Below are 15787 nucleotides of genomic sequence, written 5' to 3' on the forward strand. Positions count from 1 at the left end.
CTTACTCCACCACTTTGGGGACTGCGAAAAAACCCTCGCGCGCGTCGGGGGCGTTGGCCAGAACCTTGTCCTGTTGGTTTCCGTCGGTGACCACATCCTCGCGACGTTTCAGGCGCATTGGCTCGACCGACACCATCGGCTCGACGCCTTCGACGTCCACTTCGTTCAGTTGCTCGATAAACCCAAGGATGGTGTTGAACTCGGATGCCAGCGCAGGCAGCGCGTCATCCTCGACCTTGATCCGGGCCAGTTTAGCCACCTTTGCGGCAGTGCTTTGGTCAATCGACATCGGAAAACCTCATATGCGTTAGGGGGCGTTTACCTGTCTGATGCTTTGGTCGCAAGGGGACCGCTTGGCGGATTTCATCGTGCGTCGATCGCTTTGACAATGCCGCCATACAATTTTGCATATCGGGTATGCGAAAAAGTGAACCGATTAGTTCACTTCTTGCCTTGAATTTCTAAACTGAACTGTTCATTTCAATACCACGACACAGCCATCACCGGAGTAAGACGATGAAAACTCTCATGACTGCCTTTGTATTGGCGACAACGGTTCTTGCTGCGCAAGCCCACGCGTTTGGACCATCAATGGACAGCATGTTCCCGGACCTGAGCTTCCCTGATCAGGTCTCAGAGCCCGTTTCACAGGACAAGGCGAAGCCTGCCAGCTAAATAGCCTGCTTCGTCCGGGCCGGGTACTCCTCTCCCCGGCCCGAAAATTCAATTGCTTGCTGCACGCAGCGTAGCGACTCGATAGGGTAGCTTTGAACAACTGGTCAGGCACGACCGCTGAACCAGAAGAACAACGGAGCACCCCATGAGCACGCGCAAGCAAGCAGTACTGGACGCAATAGATGCGGCCAACGCCAAAGACCCCAATCTGGAAGACGGCCAACCCGCCGCCCTGCTCTATGGTCAGCGTATGAGCGCCGAGCTGGATCGGCTGTTCCCCGATGCCTCGGACCCGCTGCAAATAGCGGCGCGTGGTCAGCACGTCGAACGCTGGAAACTGGCGCGCACCGAATACCCCGAAGGGCGTGCAGGATATTTAGCGTGGCGAAAGGCGCAGGGCGTGCATCACGCCGAGATTGTCACGGGCCTGATGGAGCTGAGTGAATACGGCGCCGAAGATACCGAAGCCGCTGGTCGCATGCTGCGCAAACAGGGTATCAAGCGCGACGACGAGGTGCAGGCGCTGGAGGACGTGATCTGTTTCGTTTTCCTCAAATGGTATTTTGCCCCTTTCGCGGCCAAACATTCGGCCGAGAAAATTCAGAGCATTGTCGAAAAAACAGCCCGCAAGATGTCAGCCGAAGGCCGCGCGCGTGTTCTGGACGAGTTTGACCTGCCGGCAAACCTCGCCGCCGCTTTTCAAGCCTGAGACGTTCGTTTCATGTGCCTGCGATACACTTCGATCATCCAGCCCAGCATGGTCGCGTTCAAGATATGCCACATGAAATGCGTTCCAGTTTCAAACTGAACGCAGATCGGCTCATCCAGCGCGCGGAACGTGATTGAAGCGATCAGAATCGCGGCACCACTCGCCAGCCCTGCTGCGGTCTCGGGGAATCTGCTGCGCAGGAGGAATGCATAGATCAGGATCAGCAGCGGAACCGGCGCATAGGCCGCCGATCCACCCAAACCGGGCACCAGTTGAAAAATCGGAACGGTTGCCGCCGCATAGGGGACAAACATCGCGGTGGCGATCCCGGCGTAAAGCGGCCGCATTTGCCAGACGTCGCGATTGATTGCGTAGATATAGACCAGAATATACAGCAGGATTGGTGCCACATCCGCCAGTGCCGCCCAGACCTGTGCATGGGTGTGAAAAAGGTAGCTGCCCACTCCGATCGCAGCCAGAATCACCACTAGCGCCACTGCCAGCGGCATTCCCTGCCCGCGCACCCGCCTCCACATGATGAAAGCGGCGACGATAAACGCGGCGTTTGTCACGGCATTAATCGGCTCTGCCCAATAGTCGGGCGACAACCGCTCACAATATCCGTCAATTTCCTGAAACCAGTCCATGAAATTTTACATAGCCGATGCTAGGTTAAAGCCAACAGTCTGTTTCGGAGGATTTTTTCATGAACATCATTTGGCTGGGCCACGGCAGCTTCCGCATTGAGACCGGCGGTCAGGTATTGCTAATTGACCCGTGGCTGACCGGCAATCCTGTCTTGCCCGAGGATCAGCACGACGCAGCCCTGGACGGCGCGACGCATATCCTTCTGACGCACACGCATTTCGACCACGTGGCCGACGTTGTCTCGTTGGCCAAACACCTCAAGGTTCCGGTTGTGGGTCAGTACGACCTGATGGGGTATTGGAGCGAGTCTGAAGGGATCGAGACCGTAGGCTTCAACAAAGGCGGCACGGTGAATTTGAACGGGGTGATGGTGTCGATGGTTCCGGCCTCGCACAGCTCGACCTTTTCGACACCCGACGGTCTGCGCACCGGCGGTAGCGAGGTTGGGTTCATGATCTCGGCCGATGGTCACATGCTATATGTGTCAGGCGATACAGATATCATGGCCGACATGGACTGGATGGGCGATTATTACAAACCCGATATCGGCATCCTGTCGGCGGGCGGACACTTTACCATGGACATGAAAGGCACGGCCTACGCCGCCAAGCGCTATTTCAACTTCAAGACGGTGATCCCCTGCCACTACAAGACCTTCCCGATCCTGGAACAGTCGGCGCGGGCGCTGGTTGAGGGATTGCCGGGCGTCGATGTAATCGAGCCGGAAGTGATGCAGCCAATCAAGCTGTAGGCCGGGCTTCAGTTCGGGGCGTCCCCCCGACGTGCCGCAAAAAACGCCTTCAAAAGCGCCGCGGCCTCCTGCCCTGCGATACCGTCATAGACCTCAGGCACATGGTGCGACTGCGAATGGGTAAAAACCCGCGCACCATGGGCCACGCCGCCCGATTTCGGGTCGGCCGCGCCGTAGTAAATCCGCCGGATACGCGCCGCGGCCAATGCAGCGGCACACATCGCGCAAGGCTCCAACGTGACGTAGAGGTCATGGTCCGGCAAACGCTCTGACCCAGCGGCAGAACAGGCCGCGCGCAGAGCAAGAATTTCGGCATGGGCCGTCGGATCATTCAGCTCGCGTGTGCGGTTGCCTGCCGCCGCCACAACACGATCGCCCGCGACGATCACGGCCCCGACGGGAACCTCGCCTCGGTCTGCTGCGGCGCGCGCCTCTTGCAGCGCGATATTCATGAACGATCTGAACTCCATGCCTTTGACTGCATCAGAAACGCGTCTTTCGCAAGGCGACCGGATGCGCTATGGGCTGCGGATGAACAAAACCCCTCCTCCCGGCGACCGGATCGCCAAAGTGCTTGCCCGCGCAGGCGTTGCCTCGCGCCGTGAAGCCGAGCGCATGATCGAAGCCGGTCGTGTGAGTGTGAACGGCAAGGCCATCACCAGCCCCGCCCTGAACGTCACCGGCAAAGACAGGATCACTGTAGACGGCAAACCGGTATCCGAGCCGGAACCCTCGCGCCTGTGGCTGTATCACAAGCCCTCTGGTCTGGTGACGACGACGCGCGACGAAAAGGGCCGCGCGACGATTTTCGACAACCTGCCCGAGGACATGCCCCGCGTCATGAGCGTCGGGCGCTTGGACCTGAACTCGGAAGGCTTGCTGCTGCTGACCAATGATGGCGGCATCAAGCGTAAGCTGGAACTGCCCTCAACCGGGTGGTTGCGCAAATACCGTGTGCGGGTGAATGGCCGCCCCAAGGACGAGGATTTCGCCCCCTTACGCAAGGGTCTGGTGATCGACGGCGAGCGGTTTTTGCCCATGGATGTCTCGCTGGACCGTCAGCAGGGCGCAAATGCATGGCTGACCATTGGCTTGCGCGAAGGCAAGAACCGCGAAATTCGCCGCGCGATGGAGGATATCGGCTATGCCGTGAACCGCCTGCTGCGCGTGTCTTATGGCCCGTTCCAACTGGGCAATCTGAAACCCGGTGAGGTCGAGGAAATCCGCCGCCGCGTGATGCGCGATCAACTGGGGCTGGACGCAGATCCTGCTACCCCGGCCAAACGCCCTGCGCGTCCGCAACGAAAACGTGCGCCAATCGGCAAGAAACCTCGCAAGTGACGCCAGTTAAACAACCTTCCCCCTAGCTTCACCGGCCTTCTTGCCCTAGATTTTCTGCAAGGAAAGTCTTTGGGGGGCGTCATGTCCGGGACCGGAGTACAAAAACTGGCCTATGTGGTCTTACTTGTACTGCTCTTTGGTGTTTGCACCGGCGTACTTGGGGGCTTGTGAGCACATGGCCAAACGCTATGGCGGAAAATTCAGTCCACAGGGTGACTCGTCACAGCCAGACCAGCCCCCGCGCGGTCAATTTGACGGTGCGCGTGTAGAACCTGCGGGTGCGCGCGCAAACCTGCTTTTCCTGCCTGCCGTTCCGCTGGTGTTTCTCTCGCTCAACGATGGCGCGGTCGGAATGACGATCGGATTGATCGCGGCGAGCGTTCTGACTGCGGCCGCGTTCCTGCTGCGAGAGGGCTTGCGCGCCGAAGCCGCGTATAACGCGCGGCGAACAGCGCGGAGGCCGGCCTTTCCCCGAAAGAAATTCGCCAGCGTTCTCACCGGTATCGGCGCAGCTTTGGCATCCTATCGGTCCGAGTTTCTGGATGCGGCGTCCGCGTCCGAGGTCAGCTTGATCGCACCCGTCCTGTTTGGCGCGGTGGCGACGGTTTTGCATTCGGTTTCTTTCGGGCTTGATCCGCTTTCAGACAAGGGAATGGAGGGCGTCGACACGTTTCAGCAAGACCGCGTCGCCCGCGTTGTGGAGGATGCAGAACAGCACCTGACCGAGATGACAGACGCCATAAAACGCGCTGGTGACCGAAGGATCGAGGCGCGGGTGGAACAGTTTCAGGACACGGCCCGTGACCTGTTTCGCACCGTGGAAGAAGACCCGCGCGATCTGGCCGGGGCGCGCAAATACATGACGGTGTATCTGCAAGGCGCTCGGGACGCGACGGTCAAATTTGCAGATGTGTATGCGCGTACACGCGACGCGCAGGCCTTGGCTGACTATTCGGCCCTTTTGGATGATCTTGAACAGAATTTCGCGGCGCGAACCCGTAAAATGCTTTTGGATGACCGCAGCGACCTGACCGTAGAAATTGACGTGCTGCGCGAAAGGTTGCAGCGCGAAGGCGTTCGGTTGGATTGACCGGCCATATTTTGAGAAAGGATTTCACATGTCCAATGAGATCAAGAACAAGGCGGTAGAAGCAGAAACGCTGGTGCAGGAAGTGACGGCCGTCGCGCTCCCCGAACCCACGGCCGAGGTGGTCTCGCTGGAGGAAGCGGATGAACCCGTAAGCGCGGAAATCCGCAAACGCATGGACGAGATTGACATGGGCAACACGAATTCGATCGTCGCGTTCGGGTCATCCGCCCAGGCCGAGTTGCAAGAGATCAGCCAGGCGATGCTGGCGGACGTGCGCAACAAGGACGTCGGCCCTGCCGGAGACAGCCTGCGCAATATCGTGACCACGATCCGCGGCTTCTCGGTCAGTGAGTTGGATGTGCGCCGCGAAAGAAGCTGGTGGGAGAAACTGATCGGAAAAGCGGCCCCATTTGCAAAGTTCACCGCGCAATACGAAGAGGTTCAGGGCCAGATCGACAGGATCACGGACGACTTGCTGGGGCATGAACACACGTTGCTCAAGGACATCAAGTCGCTGGATTTGCTGTATGAAAAGACACTTGGGTTCTATGACGAGCTTGCACTTTACATCGCTGCTGGCGAGGAAAAGCTGACCGAGCTGGACAGCCACGACATTCCCGAAAAAGAAGCCGAAATTGAGGCTGCGCCCGAGGACGAACAGGTGATGAAGGCGCAGGAGTTGCGCGATATACGCGCCGCCCGGGACGATCTGGAACGCCGGGTCCACGACCTGAAGCTAACGCGGCAGGTGACGATGCAGTCTCTGCCCTCGATCCGATTGGTGCAGGAAAACGACAAGTCGTTGGTGACCAAGATCAACTCGACATTGGTGAACACCGTCCCGCTCTGGGAGACACAATTGGCGCAGGCCGTCACTATCCAACGCAGCGCAGAAGCAGCCTCGGCAGTGCGGGATGCAAATGATCTGACAAACGAGTTGCTGACCTCAAACGCGGCCAATCTGCGGCAGTCGAACAAGATGATCCGCGAAGAAATGGAACGAGGCGTCTTCGACATCGAAGCAGTCAAACAGGCCAACGCCGATCTGATCGGAACGATTAACGAAAGCCTTGCAATTGCAGACGAAGGTAAGGCACGGCGCGCCGCTGCCGAACAGGAACTGCAAAAGATGGAGGCCGAATTGCGCGACACACTGGCGGCTGCCAAAGCCCGCAAGGACGGAACTGGCGACAACGCCGGCACCGCGGTGCCGGGATAACAGAATGCGGCGACCGGGATTATTGAAACCTTTACTGGGCCTTGTTTCGCTATTGGCGCTGGCCAATTGTGACGAAACGCTTACGTCTTCCATCGTGCCCGAGGCACGCCCGGACCCTCCGGCACCTGTGGCGAATGCCTATGTCCCTCCGTCCGCTGCCAGCCAGGACCTTGCCCGTTTCTACGAACGGGTCGAGAGCGATCTGTTGACCCGCGGATTACTGCGCACAGATGGTGGAGGGCCGGATACACCGTATGACGCAGACGACTTGGCGCGGAACTTTGAAACCATAGCGTTTTATAGCGAGTATCCTGACCATGCCGTCGCCGCTTCGTCACGGCAAACGGACGGGCAGCTCAGCCGCTGGTCCGGGCCTGTACGCGTACAGACAGAATTCGGCCCTTCAGTCTTGCCTGCCACACGCACTGAGGATGCAGCCGAGGTTGAATCTTTTACCGCACGATTGGCAAGGCTGACCGGGCACCCAATCTCGGTCGTGAATCGCAGGGCGAACTTCCACGTCTTTTTCGCAGGCAAGGATGACAGCGCCTACGTTGTAGCTCGGTTGAAGGAGCTGATCCCGAATATCAGTCAGGCCTCGCTGGAGCTGGTCGCCAATCCACGTGCGAATATCGACTGTTTTGTCTTTGCGTCGGCCACAAGTTCTTCTCCCTACAAATACGTGCGTGCTGTCACCTTGATCCGAACCGAGTTGCCGGAATTGCTGCGCCGTAGCTGCATCCACGAAGAAATCGCGCAAGGATTGGGGTTGTCCAACGACAGCCCGGCGGCCCGACCTTCCATATTCAACGACGATGACGAATTTGCGCTGTTGACCAGCCATGACGAAAAGCTGCTGACCATGCTGTATGATCCGCGCCTCGAACCCGGCGTGACCGTGGACAACGCGCGCCCGGTGGTCCGGATTATTGCTCGCGAATTGATGGGCCAGCCGCTCTGAGCCCCCTGAAAGGAGACCCCAAATGGGTATTTTCGATTTTCTGACCGGCGAATTTATCGACGTCATTCACTGGGTCGACGACACCCGCGACACGATGGTCTGGCGGTTCGAGCGTGAAGGCCACGCCATCAAATACGGCGCCAAGCTAACGGTTCGCGAGGGGCAGTCAGCCGTGTTCGTGCATGAAGGACAGTTGGCGGATGTGTTCACTCCGGGGCTTTATATGCTCGAAACCAACAACATGCCGATCCTGACAACCCTGCAGCATTGGGATCACGGGTTTCAGTCGCCGTTCAAGTCCGAGATTTATTTCGTCAACACCACGCGGTTCAACGACCTGAAATGGGGCACCAAGAACCCCATCATGCTGCGCGACCCCGAGTTTGGGCCGACCCGAATTCGCGCGTTCGGCACCTATACGATCCGCGTCAAGGATCCGGCGAAGTTCATGGTCGAGATTGTCGGCACTGATGGCGAATTCACCATGGATGAGATCAGCTTTCAGATCCGCAACATCATCGTGCAGGAGTTTAGCCGCGTGATCGCCGGATCGGGTATTCCGGTTCTGGACATGGCCGCGAACACCGCCGATCTGGGCAAGCTGATCGCGGCCGAGGTCTCACCCGTACTGGACAGCTATGGGCTGGAGATGCCCGAGTTCTACATCGAGAATATCTCGCTTCCTCCTGCGGTCGAGGCGGCGCTGGACAAGAGAACCTCGATGGGATTGGCGGGTGATCTGGGCAAGTTCACGCAGTACTCAGCGGCCGAGGCGATGACAGCGGCTGCCAACAATCCCGGTCAGGGCGGCGGCATGGGCGCCGGACTTGGAATGGGCATGGGGATGGCGATGGCCCAGCAGATGTCAAACATGGCAGCGGGTCAACCGAGCGGCCCGTGGGGAAGCCCCGCCCCCGCTGCCCCGCAACCGTCAGCGCATGCGGCACCGCCGCCCCCGCCACCCGTCGAACATGTCTGGCATATCGCCGTAGATGGGCAGACCAGTGGGCCGTTTTCCAAGGCAAAAATGGGGCGCATGGCCTCCGAGGGCGAAATCACGCGTGACACCCACGTCTGGACGGCGGGTCAGGACGGGTGGAAAAAGGCAGGTGATGTTCAGGAACTGGCTCAGTTATTCACTATCCTGCCGCCACCTCCGCCGGGTACCTGATCGGTTCCGCGTTTGTCTGCGATGAACAAGGGGGCAGCATGACCGAAGAACATCGATTTCCCTGCGATCAATGCGGTGCAGATTATCGGTTCAACCCCGGTGACGGCACCCTGATCTGCGATCATTGCGGGCATTCCGAGAGCATCGCCGCCGGTCCTTGGGGTGGTGCAAGCCTGAAAGAGCTGGATTTCAACGCCGCGCTTTCAGAAAACCTGCCCGAAGGTGAAATCGAAGAAACGCGCGTTCTGACCTGCCCCAACTGTGCAGCCCAAGTCGAGTTTGACCCCGACACCCATGCTGCGGAATGTCCGTTCTGCGCCACGCCTGTGGTCACCGGCACCGGTGTCAGCCGGCATATCAAGCCACGCGGTGTTCTGCCCTTTGCGCTGGACGAGCGTTCAGCGCACAAAGCGATGGGGGACTGGCTTGGCCGATTGTGGTTCGCGCCCAATGGCCTAAAGGACTATGCGCGCAAGGGGCGCAAGATGCAGGGCATCTATGTGCCCTACTGGACGTTCGACGCGGATACGCAATCCTCTTACAGGGGTGAGCGGGGGACAGTCTATTACGAAACCCGCACGGTGATGCGTGACGGAAAGCGGGTGCAGCAGCAGGTCGCCAAGGTCCGCTGGTCCCCAAAATCCGGACGGGTGGCGCGCTTTTTCGATGACGTTCTGGTCCTGGCCTCCCGGTCCCTGCCCAAAAGCTATACGGATGCGCTGGAACCGTGGGACTTGCCTGCGCTTGAGCCTTATCAGCCCGAATATCTGGCAGGCTTTCGCGCCGAAGCCTACACGGTAGAACTGCAAGACGGATACACCGAGGCGCGCGGACATATGGCCCGTGTGATTGAACGCGATGTTCGGTTCGATATCGGCGGTGATCGTCAGCGTATTCACTCGGTCGATACGGACGTGCGCAACGTGACGTTCAAGCACATTCTGCTACCGGTCTGGATGGCGGCCTACAAATACCGGGGCCAGACCTACCGGTTTGTTGTCAACGGACGTACAGGACGCGTTCAGGGTGAGCGTCCATGGTCGGCGATCAAGATCACGATTGCGGTCGTTATCGGCCTGCTGGTGGCAGCAGGCGTTGGGTATCTGATCGCGACCGGACAACAATAACCAAGCGTTCGGAAACAAGACAGGTTTCGCCGTTTAAGCGCTTGAACATCCTCAGGCCACACGCCATCCTCGCCGCGTCGATGCCGATGGGGAGGCCAGTGTGACGTTATCAGACCTGAACACGTTATTGGCTGAGCGCCACTCTTGCCGGGCATTCCGCCCCGATCCGGTTCCTCGGGAACATATCGAACAAATCCTGACCAGCGCAGCGCGTGTACCCAGTTGGTGCAATGCGCAGCCTTGGAATGTTGCCATTACCAGCGGCGAACAGACAGAAAAGTTTCGCCAAGCTCTGCAGCAGGAGGCATTGACCGGCGCGCCTTCACCTGACCTGCCCTTTCCGACGTCTTATTCAGGGGTCTATCAGGGCCGCCGCCGGACCTGCGGGTGGGCGCTTTATGAGGCCGTCGGCGTTGAAAAAGGAGACCGCAAGGCGTCCGCGCGGCAAATGATGGAGAATTTCGCACTGTTCGGCGCTCCGCATTGCGCAATTATTTCCAGCCCTGCCGAACTTGGCCCTTATGGGGCTATGGACTGCGGCGGCTTCATCACCGCTTTTACTCTAGCAGCTCAGGCTCTTGGCATCGCCACGATTCCACAGGCGGCCGTCGCCAGTTACGGCCCGTTTTTGCACAGGCACTTCAATATCCCCGACGACCGGCTGATTTTGTGTGCAATATCTTTCGGTTACGCCGATACAGAACACCCCGCCAACGGATTTCGCACGGATCGGGCCAATCACACCGACTTTGTTGAGTGGGTCGGCTAAGAAAGACACGGAGTACAATTTGCGCGCTGTATTGCAACGAGTTTCACATGCCAAAGTGTCTGTAGACGGAAACGTCGTCGGGCAATCAGGCCCGGGGTTGATGATCCTTGTATGCGCGATGCTCACAGATGATGAGGCAAAGGCAGAACAACTTGCCACCAAGGTTTCAAAACTGAGAATATTCAAGGATGACGCAGGCAAGATGAACCGATCCATTTTGGATATCGAAGGCTCTGCTCTGGTAATCAGCCAGTTCACGCTTGCGGCAGATACATCGCGCGGAAATCGACCGGGCTTTTCCGAGGCGGCACCGCCCTATGTCGGCAAACACCTTTACGAAGTTTTCGCGCGTCATCTGGCTGCCTGCGGTGTTCCGGTAGAAACAGGGCAATTCGGTGCGGACATGGCCGTGGAACTTGTCAACGATGGGCCGGTCACGATTTGGGTGGAAAGTTGATGGATCAAAAACAACAGGCAGTACGGATTTGGCAGGCGGGGGTCGATGCTGTCGGTGGCTACGCCGCGACCGAGGCCGCTTTGGACGAAATTGCCACCCCGGATCAGATTCTGGCCGTCGGAAAACCTGCTGCGGCCATGGCACGCGCGGCGCTTGCGCATTTCGGACCAAAACCAACGCTGGTTGTGACCAAGGACGACCACGGACGAGACCTGCCTGATCATGTTAAGGTGATCGAGGCTTCTCATCCGGTGCCTGACGCCCGGAGCCTTGAAGGCGGGCGCGCCTTGCGTGAAACCGTCGAGTCGATGGGTCCATCCTCGCATTTGCTGCTATTGGTGTCTGGCGGCGCCTCATCGCTGGCAGAGGATCTGGTGGCAGGCAAAACGCTGGCCGATCTGGAACAACTGAACCGGAAACTGCTGTCGGAAGGTTTGGACATAACCGCCATGAACGCCGAACGCCGCAAGATGTCTCGCATCAAAGGGGGCGGGCTGTTGTCCCATTTCAAAGGAGACCGCGTGACCGTTCTGGCGATTTCTGACGTTCCCGGAGACGACCTGAACGTAGTCGGTTCAGGCATTGGAGCATTGCCAGAGGCGCGCGACTATCTGGCCTCGGCGCAGATCGTGGCGTCCAATGCCCATGCCCGAGACGCCGCGGTTGACAGGGCAAAGTCCGACGGAGCGACTGTGCTGGCGAACGAAGAAGGCCTGCACGATGACTTTCTGCGCGTCGCGTCACGGCTGGGACAACGCCTGCGCGATATGCAAAGCGGCGTGATGGTTTTTGGCGGCGAACCGACAGTCGTCTTGCCGGAAAACCCTGGGCGCGGCGGGCGCAATCAGGCTTTGGCCTTGGCCTTGGCCAAAGAGATCGCCGGCATCCCGGGATTGACGGTTGTGGTCGGCGGCACAGACGGCACCGATGGCCCAACGCAAGCCGCCGGAGCCGTCGTCGACGGGACCACTTGGGGCGAAGGGGCTGATCAAGCGCTTCAGAACGCAGACAGCGGCAGCTATCTGGACCGCGCGGGCGCATTGCTTGTCACCGGACCGACCGGCACAAATGTGATGGACCTGCTTGTCGCAATCCGCGATTGATTTGACGATTTTGAACCGACCCCAAGAACAAAAGCGCCGGAGACTGACGTTATGACGCGCGACTCCAATTCTCTACGCGAGATTCAGGACCTTCCTGACGTCGGTATCCGCATGCCGGACGGCTGCCGCCTCTCGGCGCGTGTCTGGCGGCCTCTGGATTCCGAAACCGATCCGGTTCCCGCCATTCTTGAGTTCTTGCCCTATCGCAAGCGCGACAGCACTGCGACAAGAGACGCGCTGACGCATCCGTGGTTTGCAAAGCGAGGCTATGCCAGCATCCGTGTGGACATGCGCGGCAACGGCGACAGCGAAGGGTTGATGGCCGATGAATACACGCAGCAGGAACTAGACGACGCGGTCGCGACGATTGCATGGCTGGCGAACCAGCCTTGGTGCACCGGAAATGTGGGTATGATGGGCATCAGTTGGGGCGGGTTCAACGCGCTGCAGGTCGCCGCGATGCAACCCGAGGCTCTCAAGGCGATCATAACCCTGTGTTCGACTGCCGATCGTTACGCTGACGACATCCACTACAAAGGTGGTTGCCTGCTGAACGAAAATTTGGGCTGGGGGGCCACGATGTGGTCCTATTCTTCGCGTCCACCCGACCCGGCCTTACGTCCGGACTGGCGTGCGCTGTGGCTGGACCGGCTTGAGAATGAACCGTTCTTGCCCTCGGTCTGGCTACGTCATCAGACACGGGATGCTTACTGGCAGCACGGGTCCGTCTGCGAGGATTTCAGCGCAATCCAAGCGGCGACCTTGGCCGTTGGTGGCTGGGGAGATGCGTATAAGAACACCGTTCCGCTGCTCGTTGAAGAATTGGACGCGCCAGCAAAGGGGATTGTTGGCCCCTGGGTGCACAAATACCCGCATTTCGCCGTCCCCGAACCGAGAATCGGCTTTCTCCAAGAAGCACTCAGGTGGTGGGACCGCTGGTTGAAAGGCGTGGATACCGGTGTTGAAACCGACCCTGACTATCGCGCCTATCTGATGGATGGCGTACGTCCGCAACGCTGGTACAACGAACGTCCCGGCAGGTGGATTGTCGAAAGCGAAGGCGCAACATCGCACCTGCCCAAAGTCACGTGGCATCTGTCAGACGACGGGCTGGGGGAACACGGCAGGTTGGACACCAAGATACGCTCACCTCAGACCTGCGGTATGGAAAGCGGTGAATACTGCGCGATTTGGCTCGGCCCCGACATGCCCGGCGATCAGCGTACAGACGATGCAATGTCGGCCTGTTTCGATAGCGCACCACTGACCGAGGCATTGGACATCGTCGGCGCACCTAGCCTTCGGATCCGTGTCGCCGCCGACAGACCGCAGGCGCAGATCGCTGTTCGTCTGAATCACGTTCACCCGGATGGCGCATCAACGCGCATTACTTACGGCGTGCTGAATCTTTCTCATCGCGATAGTCATGCGCAGCCAGAACCGCTTTTGCCCGACACGCCGTATGAGGTCGCTCTGGACTTGGATCATATTGCCTATCGGGTTCCAGAAGGGCACCGCATTCGTGTTGCAGTCTCAAGCGCATACTGGCCGTTGATCTGGCCGTCACCGGAACAGGCTGAATTGCACCTGACCCAAGGCTGCATCTCGATCCCCGTCCGCACGAGCGCATCCGATGAGTATGTATTCCCACCAGCCGTGTCCGACATCGAACGAGACGTCACCACCCTGCGCGACAGTTCCAATTCAAGGCGGGTCGAGACTGATATGAATACCGGTCAAACCAAATTGATCATCGAAGATGACTTTGGCTTGATCACCGACAACCATCACGGGCTAACCCACGGGGGCACCGCCTACGAATGCTGGTCGATCCACCCTGATGATCCTCTGTCGGCACATGGCGTTTGCCACTGGACGCAAGAGATAAAACGGGACGCGATCGACCTGCGGACCGAAACCTCCTGCCAGATGTGGTCGGATCGTGATAACTTTTTCCTTAAAGCAAAATTAAGTGCATTCGAGGGCGAAGTACTGGTATTTTCAAAAGAAACGGAGGATACCATACCGCGTAAACATATGTAATTTTCGGGCGGGTATGCGAAGGACATTTACCCTTGCTCGTTAGGCCGAAATGCGCCTACTTTGACTCATGCGTCAATAAAAAGCCCGCAAAGGGCGGAAAATCCAACCAATTGGGAGATCATTGGATGAACGAACAACTCACTCACATGTCCAAACAGGTTACTGCGGGCAAGCTGACCCGCCGCGAATTCATGGGGAAAGCGGCGGCTCTGGGTGTATCGGCAGCTATGGCCAGCACCATGTTCGCGGATGCCGCACGCGCGGCTGGCCCAAAAAAGGGCGGCGATCTGAAATTCGGCCTTCAGGGTGGTGAATCCACCAACTCGCTGGACCCGGCGACCTATGCAAGCTCGGTTCCCTTTCAGAATGGCAAGCAATTCGGTGACCAGCTTGTCGAGGTTGCACCGGACGGTACGATTGAACCGCGTCTGGCCGAGAGCGTAGAAGGCAGCGCCGACGCCAAGGTCTGGACCTTCAAACTGCGTCAGGGTGTCGAATTCCACAACGGCAAAACCATGACCAGCGAAGACGTGCTGAAGACCATGGAACGTCACTCGAACGAGGACTCCAAGTCCGGTGCTCTGGGCATCATGAAGGGCATCGAGTCCATGAAGGCCGATGGTGACAATTTCCAGGTCACACTGACCGAGCCGAACGCCGACCTGCCTTATCTGATGGCCGACTATCACCTGATCATTCAGCCGGATGGTGGCATGGATAACCCCGGCGCCGGCATCGGAACCGGCCCATACAAAGTCGAAGTTGACGAGCCCGGCGTGCGCCATCTGTTCACCAAGTTTGAAAATCACTGGAACAGCGATTTTGGCAACTTCGACAGCGTTGAAGTGGTTGTTATCAACGATGCGACGGCACGTACTGCTGCTTTGCAGTCAGGTCAGGTTCACGCGATCAACCGTGTCGAACCGAAGGTCGCCGATCTGCTGGGTCGCGCGCCCAATCTGACCGTTCATTCAACCGCGGGACGCGGGCACTATGTCTTCATCATGCATGTAGACACAGCTCCGTTCGACAACAACGATCTGCGTATGGCGCTGAAGCATGCGATCAATCGTGAAGATCTGGTTGAAAAAGTTCTGCGTGGCTACGGTTCGATCGGGAACGACATGCCGATCAACGCGGCTTACCCGCTGTTTGACGACTCCATCCCTCAGCGCGAGTTCAGCGTTGAAAAAGCGGCTGAGTACTATCAGAAATCCGGTCACGACGGATCGCCGATCATTCTGCGCGTTGCAGACGGTGCCTTCCCCGGAGCTGTGGATGCTGCTGCCCTGTTCCAGCAGTCGGCCGCCGAAGCGGGCATCCCGCTGGAAATCAAGCGTGAACCCAACGACGGCTACTGGTCGGAAGTTTGGAATGTTCAGCCCTTCTGTGCGTCCTATTGGGGTGGTCGTCCGGTTCAGGACCAGATGTACGCAACCGCGTATCTCTCGACAGCGGACTGGAACGACACGCGCTTCAAAGTGCCGGAATTCGACGAAATGCTGTTTGCGGCACGTGCCGAACTGGACGCTGAAAAGCGTAAAGGTATCTACAGCAAAATGGGCATGATGGTGCGCGACCAGGGCGGTCTGATCTGCCCGATGTTCAACGACTTTGTCGAGGGCATCAGCAATCAACTTGCCGGTTGGGAGACAGACCCGACACAGGAAATGATGAACGGCAACGTTTCCCGCAAGATGTGGTTCGCGTAAATCGGGTCACG

General features: G+C 58.5%; 17 protein-coding genes. 14 read left to right on the forward strand and 3 right to left on the reverse strand.

The annotated features are described in order from the left end of the window. Position 1: 1 nt before the first annotated feature. Entirely contained in the window at positions 2–289 is a 288-nt protein-coding gene (gene gatC / locus ACR0B7_RS07755; RefSeq protein WP_170325838.1) for an Asp-tRNA(Asn)/Glu-tRNA(Gln) amidotransferase subunit GatC, read from the reverse strand. 227 nt (positions 290–516) lie between these two features. Here gatC and ACR0B7_RS07760 point away from each other — a divergent pair, with 227 nt between their 5' ends. Together ACR0B7_RS07760 and ACR0B7_RS07765 are read left to right on the forward strand one after the other, a co-directional pair. Beyond that, positions 517–675 (forward strand): hypothetical protein, encoded by a 159-nt coding sequence (locus tag ACR0B7_RS07760; protein ID WP_170484032.1) that lies wholly within the window; start codon positions 517–519, stop codon positions 673–675. 145 nt (positions 676–820) lie between these two features. Continuing rightward, positions 821–1384 (forward strand): DUF4202 domain-containing protein, encoded by a 564-nt coding sequence (locus ACR0B7_RS07765; RefSeq protein WP_170384583.1) that lies wholly within the window; start codon positions 821–823, stop codon positions 1382–1384. On the opposite strand, the gene ACR0B7_RS07770 is transcribed toward ACR0B7_RS07765, so the two are convergent. Further along, positions 1375–2031 carry a ceramidase domain-containing protein gene (locus ACR0B7_RS07770; RefSeq protein ID WP_170484034.1) on the reverse strand — a complete coding sequence of 219 codons (657 nt, stop codon included), beginning with the start codon at positions 2029–2031 and terminating at the stop codon, positions 1375–1377. The two genes, ACR0B7_RS07765 and ACR0B7_RS07770, sit on opposite strands and share 10 nt — an antisense overlap. 59 nt (positions 2032–2090) lie before the next feature. On the opposite strand from ACR0B7_RS07770, the gene ACR0B7_RS07775 reads away from it, so the two are divergent. Next, the gene (locus tag ACR0B7_RS07775) at positions 2091–2783 is read left to right on the forward strand and encodes a metal-dependent hydrolase (RefSeq protein WP_170576570.1); all 693 of its coding nucleotides are present in this window, start codon (positions 2091–2093) and stop codon (positions 2781–2783) included. 8 nt (positions 2784–2791) lie between these two features. Here the strand turns inward: ACR0B7_RS07775 and ACR0B7_RS07780 are convergent, their stop codons facing one another. Continuing rightward, complete coding sequence (locus ACR0B7_RS07780) at positions 2792–3253, reverse strand: nucleoside deaminase (RefSeq protein ID WP_170484037.1); 462 nt, start codon at positions 3251–3253, stop codon at positions 2792–2794. Here ACR0B7_RS07780 and ACR0B7_RS07785 point away from each other — a divergent pair. The 11 genes from ACR0B7_RS07785 to ACR0B7_RS07835 all read left to right on the forward strand — a co-directional run bounded on the left by ACR0B7_RS07785 (position 3234) and on the right by ACR0B7_RS07835 (position 15776). Beyond that, positions 3234–4124, forward strand: a complete 891-nt coding sequence (locus ACR0B7_RS07785) for a pseudouridine synthase (protein ID WP_480681215.1) — start codon at positions 3234–3236, stop codon at positions 4122–4124. The genes ACR0B7_RS07780 and ACR0B7_RS07785 overlap by 20 nt on opposite strands. A 175-nt stretch (positions 4125–4299) precedes the next feature. Beyond that, on the forward strand, positions 4300–5214 hold the full coding sequence (locus ACR0B7_RS07790; protein WP_170576571.1) for a 5-bromo-4-chloroindolyl phosphate hydrolysis family protein: 915 nt from the start codon (positions 4300–4302) through the stop codon (positions 5212–5214). A 28-nt stretch (positions 5215–5242) separates the two neighbouring features. Further along, a complete protein-coding gene (locus ACR0B7_RS07795) occupies positions 5243–6433 on the forward strand; it encodes a toxic anion resistance protein (RefSeq protein ID WP_170411238.1) in 1191 nt (396 codons plus the stop codon). A gap of 4 nt (positions 6434–6437) precedes the next feature. After that, positions 6438–7394, forward strand: a complete 957-nt coding sequence (locus ACR0B7_RS07800) for a DUF2927 domain-containing protein (protein WP_170484041.1) — start codon at positions 6438–6440, stop codon at positions 7392–7394. 22 nt (positions 7395–7416) lie between these two features. Continuing rightward, positions 7417–8565, forward strand: coding sequence for an SPFH domain-containing protein (locus ACR0B7_RS07805; protein ID WP_170576572.1), 1149 nt, complete (start codon positions 7417–7419; stop codon positions 8563–8565). A 38-nt stretch (positions 8566–8603) separates the two neighbouring features. Next, positions 8604–9692 carry a TFIIB-type zinc finger domain-containing protein gene (locus ACR0B7_RS07810; RefSeq protein ID WP_170484043.1) on the forward strand — a complete coding sequence of 363 codons (1089 nt, stop codon included), beginning with the start codon at positions 8604–8606 and terminating at the stop codon, positions 9690–9692. A 100-nt stretch (positions 9693–9792) separates the two neighbouring features. Further along, positions 9793–10461 (forward strand): nitroreductase, encoded by a 669-nt coding sequence (locus ACR0B7_RS07815; protein ID WP_170569376.1) that lies wholly within the window; start codon positions 9793–9795, stop codon positions 10459–10461. A 19-nt stretch (positions 10462–10480) separates the two neighbouring features. Further along, positions 10481–10918 carry a D-aminoacyl-tRNA deacylase gene (dtd, locus tag ACR0B7_RS07820; RefSeq protein ID WP_170576573.1) on the forward strand — a complete coding sequence of 146 codons (438 nt, stop codon included), beginning with the start codon at positions 10481–10483 and terminating at the stop codon, positions 10916–10918. Then, entirely contained in the window at positions 10918–12021 is a 1104-nt protein-coding gene (locus ACR0B7_RS07825; RefSeq protein ID WP_170484049.1) for a DUF4147 domain-containing protein, read from the forward strand. Before dtd ends, ACR0B7_RS07825 begins: the two co-directional genes overlap by 1 nt. 51 nt (positions 12022–12072) lie before the next feature. Next, entirely contained in the window at positions 12073–14064 is a 1992-nt protein-coding gene (locus tag ACR0B7_RS07830; protein WP_170484051.1) for a CocE/NonD family hydrolase, read from the forward strand. Between the two features lie 125 nt (positions 14065–14189). Beyond that, positions 14190–15776: an ABC transporter substrate-binding protein gene (locus ACR0B7_RS07835; protein ID WP_170484053.1), complete on the forward strand. Its 1587-nt coding sequence runs from the start codon at positions 14190–14192 to the stop codon at positions 15774–15776. Positions 15777–15787 lie beyond the last annotated feature (11 nt).

The organism is Ruegeria sp. BB6, assembly GCF_056539385.1.

Bases quoted from the DNA above. Each gene is read 5' to 3' on its own strand.
- ACR0B7_RS07830 (WP_170484051.1), top strand. From the start codon at position 12,073: ATGACGCGCGACTCCAATTCTCTACGCGAGATTCAGGACCTTCCTGAC.
- ACR0B7_RS07805 (WP_170576572.1), top strand. From the start codon at position 7,417: ATGGGTATTTTCGATTTTCTGACCGGCGAATTTATCGACGTCATTCAC.
- gatC (WP_170325838.1), bottom strand. From the start codon at position 289: ATGTCGATTGACCAAAGCACTGCCGCAAAGGTGGCTAAACTGGCCCGG.
- ACR0B7_RS07795 (WP_170411238.1), top strand. From the start codon at position 5,243: ATGTCCAATGAGATCAAGAACAAGGCGGTAGAAGCAGAAACGCTGGTG.
- ACR0B7_RS07810 (WP_170484043.1), top strand. From the start codon at position 8,604: ATGACCGAAGAACATCGATTTCCCTGCGATCAATGCGGTGCAGATTAT.
- ACR0B7_RS07780 (WP_170484037.1), bottom strand. From the start codon at position 3,253: ATGGAGTTCAGATCGTTCATGAATATCGCGCTGCAAGAGGCGCGCGCC.
- ACR0B7_RS07800 (WP_170484041.1), top strand. From the start codon at position 6,438: ATGCGGCGACCGGGATTATTGAAACCTTTACTGGGCCTTGTTTCGCTA.
- ACR0B7_RS07835 (WP_170484053.1), top strand. From the start codon at position 14,190: ATGAACGAACAACTCACTCACATGTCCAAACAGGTTACTGCGGGCAAG.
- ACR0B7_RS07790 (WP_170576571.1), top strand. From the start codon at position 4,300: ATGGCCAAACGCTATGGCGGAAAATTCAGTCCACAGGGTGACTCGTCA.
- ACR0B7_RS07775 (WP_170576570.1), top strand. From the start codon at position 2,091: ATGAACATCATTTGGCTGGGCCACGGCAGCTTCCGCATTGAGACCGGC.
- ACR0B7_RS07760 (WP_170484032.1), top strand. From the start codon at position 517: ATGAAAACTCTCATGACTGCCTTTGTATTGGCGACAACGGTTCTTGCT.
- ACR0B7_RS07785 (WP_480681215.1), top strand. From the start codon at position 3,234: ATGAACGATCTGAACTCCATGCCTTTGACTGCATCAGAAACGCGTCTT.
- ACR0B7_RS07765 (WP_170384583.1), top strand. From the start codon at position 821: ATGAGCACGCGCAAGCAAGCAGTACTGGACGCAATAGATGCGGCCAAC.
- ACR0B7_RS07825 (WP_170484049.1), top strand. From the start codon at position 10,918: ATGGATCAAAAACAACAGGCAGTACGGATTTGGCAGGCGGGGGTCGAT.
- ACR0B7_RS07770 (WP_170484034.1), bottom strand. From the start codon at position 2,031: ATGGACTGGTTTCAGGAAATTGACGGATATTGTGAGCGGTTGTCGCCC.